A 13,446-nucleotide genomic window follows, 5' to 3' on the forward strand; every position below is an offset into this window, starting at 1 on the left:
ACAAGCGGGGCACCCGGGCATCCGGAAGCCCGGAACACCGCACTCCCGCCGGATCACTCACACCGTGTTCGGCGATGCCGGTGCTCCGCCCGTTTCGGCTCGACGGGCCACCGGTCGGCCTACGGCAGGATTTCCCGTTCCTCTTCCGGGAGGCGGTCGCACCTCTGCGGAAATTTCACTGTCGACGCGGAGGATCCCCTCGCGTACGATTCGATCTTGTGCATGTTTCCCCCTGTGGCAGATTTCCGTAGGTCCATGCTTCCGGAATCGAGGATTTCCACTGACCCTGCTGGTCGGGCAGGCTCAGCAACATGCTCGCGCACCACACTATACACATCCGGACCGCCGGCGCCAGGGAAGAATAGCGGAGTTATCCACTCCACTTTGAATGGACCACACGGACGATCAAGACACCAGCCGACCGAAGATTCTTTCCGGTCGTTATTCCAGGCAAACACCGATCGAGTCCCCCAGTGGCCGATGGGTTAGTTTTTGACCTGGCGGACGGAAAGCGTCCTGCTGTACCCATTTCAGACGACCCATGGCGATACAAGCCCACACACGCCCACACATGCCCGCTCCGGGCCGGGCGCCGCACCGCACCTCCTCCGCCCGACACCCCGGGGCCGGTGACGGGCCTCGTGCCACCGACCGGTGCCGCGGGCCGCGGGCCGGTTCCCAGCGACATCCGGACGGAAACGGGCGGGGCGGAGCGGTCGTCGGTCCGCCGCGTCACGTGGCCGGTCCTTGCCTTGAGCGCACTCCAGCGCGTTGGCTGGTGGCCATGAAGTACACGCAACTCGGACGCACCGGCCTCAAGGTCAGCCGCCTGGTCCTCGGCACGATGAACTTCGGTCCGCAGACCGACGAGCCCGAGAGCCACGCCATCATGGACGCCGCACTGGAGGCGGGCGTCAACTTCTTCGACACCGCCAACGTCTACGGCTGGGGCGAGAACAAGGGCCGCACCGAGGAGATCATCGGCAACTGGTTCGCCGGCGGCGGCGGACGCCGCGACAAGGTCGTGCTCGCCACCAAGGTCTACGGCAACATGGCGGCCGCGGACAACGACGTCTGGCCCAATCACGACAAACTGTCGGCGGTGAACATCCGCCGGGCCGTGGACGCCAGCCTCAAGCGGCTGCGGACCGACCACATCGACCTGTACCAGTTCCACCACGTCGACCGGAACACGCCGTGGGACGAGATCTGGCAGGCCATGGACGTCCTGGTCCAGCAGGGCAAGATCCTGTACGTCGGATCGTCCAACTTCGCGGGCTGGCACATCGCCCAGGCCAACGAGGTCGCGGCCCGCAGGGGCCGGCTCGGCCTGGTCAGCGAGCAGTGCAAGTACAGCCTCGTGGAGCGCCGCGCCGAGATGGAGGTCATCCCGGCCGCGCGGGACTACGGGCTGGGCGTCATCCCGTGGTCGCCGCTGGGTGGCGGTCTGCTGGGCGGTGTGCTCCGCAAGGAGCGGGAGAACCCCGGCCGCCGCTCGTCGGAGGCGCTGGCGAACAACCCGGATCTGCGCGGGAAGGTGCAGGCGTACGAGGACCTGCTGGACAAGCACGGCCTGGAGCCCGGCGAGGTCGCCCTGGCCTGGCACCTCGCCCAGCCGGGCGTCACCGGACCGATCATCGGCCCGCGCACGGACGAGCAGTTGAACTCGGCGCTGCGCGCGCTGGACCTGGAGCTGAGCGAGGAACTGCTGGCGTCGCTGGACGAGATCTTCCCCGGCCCGGGACCCTCCCCGGAGGCGTTCGCCTGGTGACCCGAGCCCGGTGACGGGTGCGCCGCACGCGCGCCCGACCGGGTACGGGGCCGGCCCGTCCCGATGGGACGGGCCGGCCCCGCTGTCGTCGGTGCGTCCGCCGGCTCCCTCAGCCGACCAGGGCTGCCACGAGCACCACGGCGAGCATCAGCACCAGGGCTCCGCTGACGATGCGGGTACGGGTCTTCGGATCCACGCCCCAACGGTAGCCCGCGCGCCGGTCGGTCCCCGCGCCGGCCCGCCCGGTCGGAGCCCGCGTGGTCGCCGCCCGCTCGGCCCGGCCCGCTCCGGCCCGGCCCGCTCCGGCCCGGCCCGGCCCGGTCAGTGGCCCAGCGGCCAGACCTCCAGCGTCTCGTACCGGGGGCGGTCCCCGGACACCCCGGAGACGGGCAGCCGGCTGCGGACGAGGGTCAGCTCCCCGGCCCGCCACGCGCTGCCGGAGAAGTCGGCCAGGGCGTCGGCGAAGGGGCGCAGGTCGGTTCGCCGCGCGCCGGGGGCGCGGCCGGCGCGGGCGCGGGCGACGGTCAGATGGGGCCGGTAGGGGCGGTCCTCGATCGGCACCCCGGTGCGTCGCGCCCCGGCCGAGACGGAGTCGGCCAGGGCGCGCAGGGCCGTGCGGCCGTCCGCCACCCCGGCCCACAGCACCCGGTCGCCGAAGCGGCCACCCCCGGCCAGCCGGGCGTCGAAGGGGCGGTGGCGGCGGGCGGCGCGACCGAAGCGTTCGCGCAGCTCCGGCAGGAGGTCCTCGTCCACCTCACCGAGGAAGGCCAGGGTGATGTGCCGGCCCTCGGCGGGGGTCCAGCGCAGCCGGTCGGCACCGGGCAGCGCTTGTAGCGCGCCCACCGCCGCCGCCAGTTCCGCGGCGGCGGGCGGGGGCGGCAGGACGGCGGTGAAGAGTCGCATGGGGGAAGTCTCGCGGGCCCGGTGCCGTCACGCGAGCACTTCCCCCCGGTGGTTGCGGTCCTCGCCCGGCGCGGTGGCCGGTGCGGGGTGGGGCGCCGTGGCGGGCGCGGCGACCGGGACGGTGGGCCGGGAGTCGACCGGGTTCCGCTCGGGGGCACGGCTCCGGGCCGGCGCCGCGGCACGCTCGCGGTCGGTGTCCGGGTCCGTGGCGGGGTCCTGCTCCGGGGCCGGCTCCGGAGCGGGACGGACGGCTATGCTCCCCCGCGCCCCGTCGCGTGCCGCGACCGGGACGAGCACCAGACGGCGACGCCCCCCACGGCGCTGGAGGCCCGGCCGCAGCCCGCCGATCCGGGCCAGCACCAGGCCGGTGGCGACGGCGGCCAGGGCGGAGATCGCGCCGCCCGCCAGGAAGCCGACCCGGGCCCCGTGGGCGTCGGTGAGCCAGCCCATCAGCGGCCCACCGATCGGGGTGCCGCCCATGAACACCATCATGTACAGGCTCATCACCCGGCCGCGCATCGCCGGATCGGAGGAGAGCTGCACCGTGGAGTTGGCGGTGACGTTGAAGGTCAGGCCCACGGCGCCGATGGGCACCATCAGCAGGGCGAAGAGCCAGAACGACGGGGAGACGGCCGCGACCATCTCCAGCACGCCGAAGGCCAGCGCCGCGGCGACCATCACCCGCATCCGGCTCACGCCGCGCCGGGCGGCGAGCAGTGCGCCGGTGACCGAGCCGACGGCCATCAGGGTGTTGAGCAGGCCGTAGGTGCCCGCGCCCTCCTCGAAGACCTTGTCGGTGAAGGCGGTGAGCCAGATCGGGAAGTTGTAGGCGAAGGTGCCGACGAAGCCGACGAGCGTGATCGGCCAGATCAGGTCGGGCCGGCTCGCCACGTACCGCAGTCCCTCACGGAGCTGCCCCTTGGCGCGCGGGGCGCGCTCGATGGTGTGCAGCTCGGCGGTGCGCATCATCAGCAGGCCGGTGATCGGCGCGATGAAGGACAGCCCGTTGAGCAGGAACGCCCAGCCGCTGCCCACGGCGGTGATCAGCACGCCGGCGACGGCCGGGCCGACCAGCCGGGCGGACTGGAAGTTGGCGCCGTTGAGGGAGACGGCGTTGGGGAGCTGTTCGGGACCGACCATCTCCGAGACGAAGGTCTGCCGCGCGGGGTTGTCGACGACCGTCGCCATGCCCAGGACGAGCGCGAGGGCGTAGACGTGCCAGACCTGGACGTGGCCGCTGAGGGTGAGGGCGGCCAGCGCCAGGCCGGTGAGGCCCATCGCGATCTGGGTGATCAGCAGCAGCCTGCGCTTGGGGTAGCGGTCGGCGATGACGCCGCCGTAGAGCCCGAGGAGCAGCATGGGCAGGAACTGCAGCGCGGTGGTGACGCCCACGGCCGTCGCGGAGCCGGTGAGGCTGAGGACCAGCCAGTCCTGGGCGATGCGCTGCATCCAGGTGCCGGTGTTGGAGACGAGCTGCCCCATGGCGAACAGCCGGTAGTTGCGGATCCGCAACGAGCTGAACATCGAGGGCTTGGCCGTGGCCTCGGCCTCGGGGGCGGCGGCGTGGGTGTTGGTGTCGTTGCCGTCAGGTGCGGGTGCGGAGTGTGCTCCGTGTCCCGAACTCAAGTGGTGTTCGCCTCCTTGTGGTGCGACTCCTTCTACAGTTGCGCGAGCTTCTCCAGGACGGGGGCGGCGGCGCGCAGTCGCGCCCACTCGTCCTCGTCGAGCCGGCCCGCGAGCTCGGCCAGCCAGGCGTTCCGCTTGGTGCGGCTGGCGGCGAGCATCGCCTCGGCCTGCTCGGTCTGGGTGACCACCTTCTGCCGGCGGTCCTCCGGATGCGGCTCCAGCCGGACGAGGCCCTTGGCCTCCAGCATCGCCACGATGCGGGTCATCGAGGGCGGCTGGACGTGTTCCTTGCGCGCCAGCTCGCCGGGGGTGGCCGAGCCGCAGCGGGCGAGAGTGCCGAGGACCGACATCTCGGCCGGGCTCAGCGACTCGTCGACCCGCTGGTGCTTCAGGCGGCGCGCGAGACGCATCGTGGCGGAACGGAGGGCGTTGACCGCTTCGGCGTCCTCGCCCCGGGACAGATCCGGCATGTTCATTAGCCTAACTCATTACCTAGTCTAAGGACCAGTGTGAGGCAGGCGGTGGCGGAGTGTCCTTCATCACCCGTACGGGCGCGCCCGTACGACGAACGACACACTGCCCCCGCCTACCCCGAGACCGCGTCCTGACGAAACCCACGGAATCGAAAGCGCTCAGCCTACGGACGGCCGGCACCCCACTCGAACGGCCCTCCCCGCACGCCGCGACACACGGAACGAGCGCCCGGACCGAATGGTCCGGGCGCTCGTTCGAGTCGGTTCCGTGCCGGCGGTGGACGCCCCGGGTCAGCCGATGCCCAGGACCTGCTGGATCGGGTCGAGCAGGAAGTAGACGAGGAAGCAGGCGCCCACCGCGTTCAGCAGCCACGGGATCTCGCGGAAGCGTCCGGTGGCGGCGCGCAGCAGGATGTAGGACAGCACGCCGATGCCGATGCCGTTGGTGATGCTGTAGGTGAACGGCATCGAGATCAGGGTCAGGAACGCCGGGATCGCGACGGTCCGGTCGCTCCAGTCGATCTCCCGCACGTTCGAGGCCATGATCAGGAAGCCGACCACGACCAGCGCCGGGGTGGCGGCGTGCGACGGCACCACGGTGGCCAGCGGGGTGAAGACCAGCGCCAGCAGGAACAGCGCTCCGGTCATGATGTTGGCCAGACCGGTACGGGCGCCCTCACCGACACCGGCGGTGGACTCCACGAAGCAGGTGGTGGCCGAGCAGGAACCGACGCCGCCGCCCGCGACGCCGAGACCGTCCACCATCAGGATGCGGCCCATGCCCGGGAGCCGACCCTTGTCGTCGGTCAGCTTCGCCTCGTGGCCGACGCCGATGATCGTGCCCATCGCGTCGAAGAAGCCGGACAGCAGCACCGTGAAGACGAACAGGGAACCGGTCAGCAGCCCGACCTCCTCGAAGCCGCCGAAGAGGCTGACCTCGCCGATCAGTCCGAAGTCGGGGGTGCTGACGATCTTCTCGGGCACGTTGGGCACGGCCAGGCCCCAGGCGGAGTCCGGGATCGCGGCGATCGCGTTGATCACCACCGCCACGACGGTCATCGTGGCGATGCTGATCAGGATCGCGCCCTTGACCCCCCGCACGACCAGCACGAACGTCAGCGCCAGACCGAGGACGAAGACCAGCACCGGCCAGCCCGTCAGATGGCCGCCCTGGCCGAGGCCCAGGGGCACGGTGGTGTGGGCGGCGTCGGGGTTGCGGGTGACGAACCCGGAGTCCACCAGGCCGATGAGGGTGATGAACAGGCCGATGCCGATCGCGATGGCCCGTCGAAGCCCGCCGGGAATGGCGTCCATGACGCGCTCGCGCAGCCCGGAGGCGACCAGCAGCATCAGCACCAGCCCCGCCAGGACCACCATGCCCATCGCGTCCGGCCAGCTCATCTGCGGCGCGAGCTGGAGGGAGACCACGGCGTTGATGCCCAGTCCGGCGGCCAGGGCGATGGGCACGTTGCCGATGACGCCCATCAGGAGGGTGGTCAGACCGGCCATCAACGCGGTGGCGGTGACGAGCTGGGCGTTGTCGAGTTGTTGGCCGAACTTGTCCTGGCCGGCGCCGAGGATGATCGGGTTCAGCACGACGATGTAGGCCATCGCGAAGAAGGTGGCCAACCCACCGCGCAGTTCGCGGCCGACCGTCGAACCTCGTTCGGAGATCTTGAAGAAGCGGTCCAGGCCGCCTCCGGGCGGCGGGTTTCCGGGGTCCTTGCCGTGGATGCCGGACGTGGCCGTGGTGTCGGTGACCGGAGCGGACATGCGTGACCTTCACTGAGCGGTAGGGGGAACTCTTGGAGGTTCCTACGAACAGAACCCGACGAACCCAAGATGTTTTCAGTATGAACGCACCATGACGGGAAAAGCCATTCCCACGACCCGCCACCGCTCCCGTTCCGCCGTGAGTCTCCCCACACGCCACGCCCCACCACGGGCCCGCCGCCCCGCGACCCGGATGCCACGCCCCGCTCGGCGCGCCCGTCCCCCCTGGTTACGCTGGTCCGGAACGCCACGGAGAGACGGGCGACGGGGTGACGGGACCGAAGGAGCCGGCGATGGGCCTGAACAGGTGGACGAGCGGCGAGCGCGAAGCGCCCGCCCCCCTGGAGGGCAACGTGGTCGCCACCGTCGTCGGCGGCACGGTCATCTGGTTCACGCTCTTCCTGGTCCAACTCCCCTTCTACGGCTGGTTCGTCGACCACGACCGCACCTGGTGGCTGTGGACCTGCCTGGCCGGCGGCGTGCTGGGCCTGTACGGCATCTGGTACACCCGCCGCCGCGAGGCGGCCCTGCGTCGGACCCGGCTCGCGGCGGAGACCGAGCGCGGCGACGGGTCGGAACGGAACGGGCGGAAGCCAGAGGACGACCCCGCCACCACCGACTGACGCGCCCGGCCGGGCCCCCTGCCCCGGGCCGGACGCGTCACGCGCGGGTACGCGCCTTCGGCCGCCCGGGGCCGCCGGACGCGGCGAGCGTCAGAGGGCCGCGTGCGCCTCCTTCGTCAGCGCCACCGCCGTCGCCAGGCTCAGGGACGGCTCGGCCTCGCGCAGCGCCTTGACCGCGCGCACCGAATCCAGCGGACCGGTGAAGCCGACCGCCTCCAGCCTTCCGAGCGTCCACCGGGCCCGCACCCGCGTGTCGTCGGCCGTCTCCGCCGCCCCGCGAGCGGTCCGCAGGGCCCGCTCCAGCCCGGGCCTGTCCTCCGGGCTCGCCCCGTCCAGGGCCCGCTCCAGTGCCGCGAGGACCTCCCCGGAGTCCCGCAGGACGATGACCGCTTCCGTCTTCTTGCGCTTCCCGTCGCCGAACATGGGGACATCGTCCGCGCCGGGGCGTCCCCGCACCACCGGGTTGAGGGACTTCCGAGGTCGGGCACCGCCACCGCCACCGCCACCGCCGCGCTCGTGGGGGTGCTCTTCCCGATCGGCGGGGACTCAAGCGACACGGGGTGGGCAGCCGCGAGGCAAAACCCTTCGCGCGCCCGACGGACGCGTTGTTACCGTCCGGGCCGCACCACCCCCCTGGGAGAAACGGGCACCATGAGCATCCACCTGATCGGCGGAGGTCGGAACGAGGAGGCTGCCGCCACGGTCCACGGACCGTTCCTCGCCGAGGCCGGGACCGCCCCCACCGTCGCCTGCCTGCTGATCGACGGGGGCCGGGGCACCGAACACTTCGCCCGGATCGAGGCCGCCCTGCGCGCCGCGGCCCCGAACTGCACGCCGGAACCGGTCCTGGTACCGGTCGGCGGGACGTTCGACCCGTCCGTCCTGGACGGCGCCGACGCCCTGTGGGTCGGCGACGGCCCCGCCGCCGCGTACCACGACGCGCTGGCCGACGTCCTCGACACCGTCACCCTGCGGGTCATGCGCGGCATGCCCTACGCGGGTTTCTCCTCGGGGGCGTCGCTCGCCGCCGAACACGCGATCGTCGGCGGCCGGCTCGCCGACGGGATCCCCGTCTGTCCGGACGCCGCCGCCGACGGCCTGGAGGAGATCGACGTACGCCCCGGCCTCGGCCTCCTGCCCGGCGCCGTCGAGACGCGCGCCGCCCGGACCGGGACGCTCTCCCGGCTGGTCGAGGTCGTGACGCGGGGCCGCGCCGGACGCGGTGTGGCCCTCGACGAGGACACCCTGCTGACCGTGGACGGCCACCGGGCCCGGGTGTCGGGCCGGGGCCGGGCGTACACGGTGCGGACGGGGAACGCGACCGGGGACGTGGTGGTGCGGACGTACGGCGCGGGCGAGGAGTTCACCATCTGACGCGCGGCGGTCCGCGGGCGCCGGCGGAGAACCGGAGGCGGTGGACGGGTCCCGCCCCCCTGCCGGACGAGGACGCTCCCTCGCGACATCACCGGCTCCGGCCCAGCCCCGGCCCCGCCCCGTCCTCCCCGGACACGGGTCCGGCCCGGCGCCGGTCGTCTCCGACGGGCGCGGGGCGGCCCTGTCGGAGGTCGGTGAGCGTTCCCTCCAGGTGGCGCCGGACCGGCCCGTACAGCCCGTGCGGCACCCGCTCCCCCACCTCGTGGCGCGCGCACCACGCGAGCGCGTCCAACTCCTCGGCGTCTCGCACCTTCGCCGTTCCCGCGACCACCTCGCACGCCCAGTACTCCAGGGACCGTCGCGTCACCGGGTGCGTGCGCTCCCCCAGCGGCTCGACGGCCCGCACCACCAGACCCGTCTCCTCGGCCACCTCCCGTACGGCGGCCTCCCGCGCCGTCTCCCCCGGCTCGACCTCCCCGGCCGGGAACTGCCACGACAGCTCGCCCCCGGCTCCTTCGGCCACTCGCCGACGCACCATCAGCACCCGACCGTCGCGCACCACGACCGCCACCGCGATCCTCGGCTTCCGTCCCGCCTCCGTCATCCCCGTCTCCTCCGCCGTCCTCGCCTCATCCGCCATCCTCGCCGTCCCCGCCGTCCCGCGACCGGCCTCCCCACGACCCGCGTCGAACACCCGAACAGCTTTGCCCGGCCGGAACACGCACCTACGGGCACGCCCGTGGGAAAGGACTCCCCATGACCACCACGAGAGACGAGCCCGCGGGCCTCCCGTTCCCGACGGCGCGGGCGGACTACCTGGCCACCCTGCCCAAGGCCACCGTCTACGCCTGCCTGTACTTCACCGACGTGCGCGGACGCCCACTGCAGATGCGGTCGATCTTCAACAACCGGCCGTGGCAGATCCCGGGCGGCAACCTGGACGAGGGCGAGGACCCGTACCAGACCGCCGTGCGCGAGACGTACGAGGAGACCGGGTTGCGCGTGACGGAGCCGGGACCGCTGCTGCTGGTGCACTACATCCGCGGCGAACCGACCGAGGCACCACTGGCCAAGATCGGTTTCTGCTTCGACGGCGGCGTCCTGGACGACGAGCAACTCGCCTCCGTCCGCCTCGACCCCGACGAGCACGACCGCTGGGCCGTGGAGGACCTGGCCACCTGGGAACGGCTGATGTCCCCCGAGGGCCACCGGCGGCTGGCCGCCCTCGACGAGGCCCGCCGAACCGGCCGCGCGGTTCTGCTGGTGAGCGAGCCGATCCTCTCGGAGGGCGCCTGACGGCCGCACGGACGGCGGCAACCGGTCTCCCCGGGGCGAGACCGGCCCGGGGGGCGAGACCGGCCCGGGGAGACCGGCCCGGACCGGCGCCCCCCCGGGCCGACGCTCTCAGTCGAACCAGCGGTCCCGGGCGAGTTCGTCCCCCCGGGAGGGATCCTCCAGCAGGGCGGCGGCCTCGAAGCGACGCGGCCACTGCCCCGCCGCCCAGGCCAGGCCCGCCGCGACGCCCTCGACGGTGGCGGCGTGCAGGGTGCCGTCGGGGGTGAGCCGCCAGTCCAGCTCCACGCCGTCGACCACCAGCTCCTCGTGCTCGACGTAGCCGGCCGGGGCGCCGGGCAGCAGCACCCGTACCGCCTCGGGCACCTCGCGGACCTCGCCGTCGGTGGCCGCCGGGGCGGGCAGGTCGGCACCGAGGACGTCGCTCAGGCGGCGCACGTCCAGGACGGCGGCCAGCTCGGCGGCGAGCGCCGGGCGGACCGGCAGCAACGGGCGGCCGGCGGCCAGGGGCAGCAGGTCGGGGGCGTCGGCGACCAGCGCGTCGGCGGCGTCCACCACCCGCACCTCGCCGTCGACCACGGCCCGCAGTTCGTCGGGGAGCGTCACCTCGTCCGGGTCCAGGGAGGCCAGCAGGGTGTAGAGGCCGTGGAGTTGGGCGGCGTCGACGGACAGGTCCGGGTCGGCGAGGCGGCCGAGGAGTTCGGAGGCGCCGCCGGGCTCGTCCAGCAGGGCGGCGGCGGAGGTGCGGATGCCCAGGGCGCGCAGCACCTGCTCGTCCAGGTCGGCGGTGGTGGCGGAGGCCTCCTCGTACAGCCCGGCCAGCAGCGGGTCGCCGTTCGCGGCGCGCAGCCCGGCGGGGCGGCGGCCGTCCAGGACGGGGTGGTCGCGCAGCCACCAGGCGGTGTAGGGGCGGACGGTCTCCACGGTGCCGTCGGGCAGCAGGACCCGCACGGGGGTGGTGAGGGCGTCGCGCAGCGGCGGCCGGGAGAGCATGGCCAGGGCCCGCGGCCAGCGGTCGTCGGCGACGAGGTCCAGGTCGCGGACGGCGAGCAGTTCGGAGGCGACCGGCGGGACCGGCGTCTCGGGCAGGCCGTCGAGGACGTCCTCGCACCACACGTCCACGGCGTCCAGCAGACCGGCGTCGTCGGGTTCGGGGTAGTCGGTGTCGCGGGGCTCCAGCTCGTCCGGGTCGAGGACGACGTCGGTGGCGCGGACGAGGGCGAAGTCGGCGAGCACCCCGACCGCCGCGAGCGGCCCCTCGCCCCAACGCTCGGCCAACTCGGCGTCACAGGCGGGGAGTTCGCCCTCGCGGATGACGTCCGCGAAGGCGCTGCCCGGCAGGACCAGTTCGGCGGCGGGGACGAGTTCGCCGTCCTCGTCGGGCAGGGCGAGCGCGCCGAGCCACGGCTCGTCGCCGGGGGCGAGCCGCGCGTCGCGGACGAGGGCGAGGACGGTCTCGGCCAACTCCTCGGGGTCGAGGGGGCCGCCGTCGTCCTCCTCGTCGTACCAGGCGTCCTCGGCGTCCAGCGACGCGGCGACCGCCGCCCGCACCTGCGGGGTGGTGAGCACCGCGCGGGGCGTGGCGGGAGTGGCGCCCAGCTTCTCCAGCAGGGGGTGGGCGGCGTCGGGGTGGGCGACCTTCAGGCCCAGCCGGGTGAGGGGCCGGGCCAGGGCCTCGGTGCTCACCGCGCCGCCCGTCCCGTCCTCCCCGTCGGGCAGCGGTAGCAGCACCTGGCGGGGGCCGATGGTGGTGCGCCCGTCGGCGAGGGGGACGGGCAGGCCGGTGAGCCGGTCGGGGTCGACGCCGGCGAGGGAGTCGTACAGCCGCCGCCACCAGGACGGGTCCCGCTCGACGCCGGCGAGCCGGTCGATCAGCTCGCCCAGCGGCACCCGGGGGACCTCCAGGGTGCGCAGCTCGGTGCGGCGCTCCTGCCCCGCGGGCAGCAGCCCGGGGAAGAGTTCGGCCAGCACCGCGACCGTCCCGGCGCCGGCGCCCTCGGCGATCTCGGCGTCGGTGGGACGCAGCGCGTAGGGCTCGCCGTTCTCGTCCCTCGCCTCGCTCGCCAGGAACGGGATGCGCGGCAGCCGCTCCAGCACCAGACGGCGCAGCTCGCCGTCGAGTTCGGAGCTGCCCAGCCGGCCGGGGACTAGGTCGAGGGTGCCGCCGCCGACCGGGTGCCAGTCGCGCAGCAGGGCGGTGTAGGCGTCGGCCGCGCGCTCCAGCAGGAAGTCGGTGAGCGGGCCAGGCGCGATGCGGCGGCGGGACGGCTCCAGCGGGAAGGAGGCGATCAACAGGGCGGGCAGACCCAGCGGCTCGTCGGTGGGGGTGGGGGCGTGGACGACCGGCACGGTACGGGGACGCTCCGGCGCGCCGGCGGCGTCGACGGGTACGGCCCAGGTGACCGACCACACCGGCCGCAGCCGCTCCTCGACGGGCCGGTCGGCGAGCAGGGCGGCGTCGGTGCGTCCGGAGTCGGAGGCCACCCGCCACCGGGTGGCGCCGCGCTCGGAGCCGCTGTCCTCGACCGTGACGTACGGGCCGTCCTCACGGCGGGTCAGGACCCGCTCCCCGCCGTCGGTCTCGATCACGACCTCGGTCAGCCCGGGGAGGGTGAGCAACAGCGCGTCGTCGACGGCGGTGAGCAGCCGGACGGCCAACTCCTCGGCCGCCGCGTCGCGCAGCGGCAGCACCACGGCCGTGTCGTACCCCCGGGGGGCGCCGCCCTGGGCGGGCATCGGCAACCGCAGCAACGGCACGTGACCCTCGCGGCGGCGCAGCTCGTCGGCGAGTTCGGGACTGTGGGCGGCGACCTCGGCGGCCAGGTCGCGGGCCTCGGCCAGCGACCAGCGGGCACCGCCGGTGCGGCCGACGATCGCGGGCTCGTCGCTGACGGCCAGGACGGCGGCGAAGCCGACACCGAAGCGGCCGACGGGCCTCGCCTGGGGGCCGCCTCCCGCCGCGTCGTCGCGCTTGGCGGAGGCACGCAGGGTGGACAGGGACTCCACACCCGCCGCGTCCAGGGGCGCCCCGGTGTTGGCGGCGACGAGCACCCGGTCGCGCAGGGTGAGCCGCAACCGGCCGGGCACCCCGGCGCGGGCGGCCGCGTCGGCGGCGTTCTGGGCCAGCTCGACCACCAGCCGGTCGCGGTAGCCACCCAGCGCCAGGTCCTCCTCGGCGTTGGCGTCCTCCCGGAAACGGGCGGGGGACGCCGCCCAGGCGTCGAGTACGCCCCGGCGCAGCCGCGCGGTGTCGAAGGGGTCCGCCCCGTCGTCCGCGCCCTGCACCAACACCGTGCCGTTCACGTCTCTCGTCTCCTCCACAACACCACCGGGCGGGCCCGCCCGTGCCGTCCGCCTGCTACAGCGGCGACGGTACTGCGTCGGGGACCCACCGTGCGCGCCGGACCGCTCCTCGCCCCCGGACACCGGGCTCCGTGGCACGGCCGGCGTTCCTCTTCTTCCGTCCCGGAGCCCGCTTGTGGCGCCGGCTGCCGCCCGACGGCACCGGGGTGGTCCCGAAGACGTCACGGACGAGGTCGGGGTGGGGCAACGGTCGAGGGCTCCCACTCGGCCGGGGGGGGGACGTCACCCCTCGGCCTCTTCGAGGGAG

Annotated in this window: 10 protein-coding genes and 1 pseudogene; 4 read left to right on the plus strand and 7 right to left on the minus strand. The window is 73.9% G+C overall.

Features of this window, described 5'->3' with window-relative positions; all coding sequences use genetic code 11:
- Positions 1 to 784: 784 nt before the first annotated feature.
- On the plus strand, positions 785 to 1,771 hold the full coding sequence (locus F0L17_RS10655; RefSeq protein ID WP_155070888.1) for an aldo/keto reductase: 987 nt from the start codon (positions 785 to 787) through the stop codon (positions 1,769 to 1,771).
- Between the two features lie 321 nt (positions 1,772 to 2,092).
- On the opposite strand, the gene thpR is transcribed toward F0L17_RS10655, so the two are convergent.
- From thpR to F0L17_RS10675, 4 genes are all read right to left on the minus strand, one after another.
- Positions 2,093 to 2,674 (minus strand): RNA 2',3'-cyclic phosphodiesterase, encoded by a 582-nt coding sequence (gene thpR, locus F0L17_RS10660; protein ID WP_155070889.1) that lies wholly within the window; start codon positions 2,672 to 2,674, stop codon positions 2,093 to 2,095.
- Positions 2,675 to 2,701: 27 nt separating this feature from the next.
- On the minus strand, positions 2,702 to 4,300 hold the full coding sequence (locus F0L17_RS10665) for an MFS transporter (RefSeq protein ID WP_155070890.1): 1,599 nt from the start codon (positions 4,298 to 4,300) through the stop codon (positions 2,702 to 2,704).
- 32 nt (positions 4,301 to 4,332) lie between these two features.
- Positions 4,333 to 4,770, minus strand: coding sequence for a MarR family winged helix-turn-helix transcriptional regulator (locus tag F0L17_RS10670; protein WP_155070891.1), 438 nt, complete (start codon positions 4,768 to 4,770; stop codon positions 4,333 to 4,335).
- A gap of 294 nt (positions 4,771 to 5,064) precedes the next feature.
- Positions 5,065 to 6,546, minus strand: a complete 1,482-nt coding sequence (locus F0L17_RS10675) for an NCS2 family permease (RefSeq protein ID WP_155070892.1) — start codon at positions 6,544 to 6,546, stop codon at positions 5,065 to 5,067.
- A gap of 293 nt (positions 6,547 to 6,839) precedes the next feature.
- Between F0L17_RS10675 and F0L17_RS10680 the strand changes: the two genes are divergently transcribed.
- Positions 6,840 to 7,169: a DUF2530 domain-containing protein gene (locus F0L17_RS10680; RefSeq protein ID WP_155070893.1), complete on the plus strand. Its 330-nt coding sequence runs from the start codon at positions 6,840 to 6,842 to the stop codon at positions 7,167 to 7,169.
- A 90-nt stretch (positions 7,170 to 7,259) separates the two neighbouring features.
- Here the strand turns inward: F0L17_RS10680 and F0L17_RS10685 are convergent, their stop codons facing one another.
- Complete coding sequence (locus F0L17_RS10685) at positions 7,260 to 7,592, minus strand: hypothetical protein (protein ID WP_155070894.1); 333 nt, start codon at positions 7,590 to 7,592, stop codon at positions 7,260 to 7,262.
- Positions 7,593 to 7,820: 228 nt separating this feature from the next.
- Between F0L17_RS10685 and F0L17_RS10690 the strand changes: the two genes are divergently transcribed.
- The gene (locus F0L17_RS10690) at positions 7,821 to 8,543 is read left to right on the plus strand and encodes a type 1 glutamine amidotransferase family protein (protein ID WP_155070895.1); all 723 of its coding nucleotides are present in this window, start codon (positions 7,821 to 7,823) and stop codon (positions 8,541 to 8,543) included.
- Positions 8,544 to 8,739: 196 nt separating this feature from the next.
- Here F0L17_RS10690 and F0L17_RS10695 read toward each other — a convergent pair.
- Positions 8,740 to 9,147 (minus strand): annotated as a pseudogene (locus F0L17_RS10695) (NUDIX hydrolase); the annotation flags it as partial.
- A 152-nt stretch (positions 9,148 to 9,299) separates the two neighbouring features.
- Here F0L17_RS10695 and F0L17_RS10700 point away from each other — a divergent pair.
- Entirely contained in the window at positions 9,300 to 9,839 is a 540-nt protein-coding gene (locus F0L17_RS10700; protein WP_155070897.1) for an NUDIX domain-containing protein, read from the plus strand.
- Between the two features lie 108 nt (positions 9,840 to 9,947).
- Here F0L17_RS10700 and F0L17_RS10705 read toward each other — a convergent pair whose 3' ends face one another.
- A complete protein-coding gene (locus tag F0L17_RS10705) occupies positions 9,948 to 13,139 on the minus strand; it encodes a sacsin N-terminal ATP-binding-like domain-containing protein (protein ID WP_338018035.1) in 3,192 nt (1,063 codons plus the stop codon).
- Positions 13,140 to 13,446: the final 307 nt, after the last annotated feature.

Source organism: Streptomyces taklimakanensis (assembly GCF_009709575.1).
Classification (GTDB): Bacteria; Actinomycetota; Actinomycetes; order Streptomycetales; family Streptomycetaceae; genus Streptomyces; species Streptomyces taklimakanensis.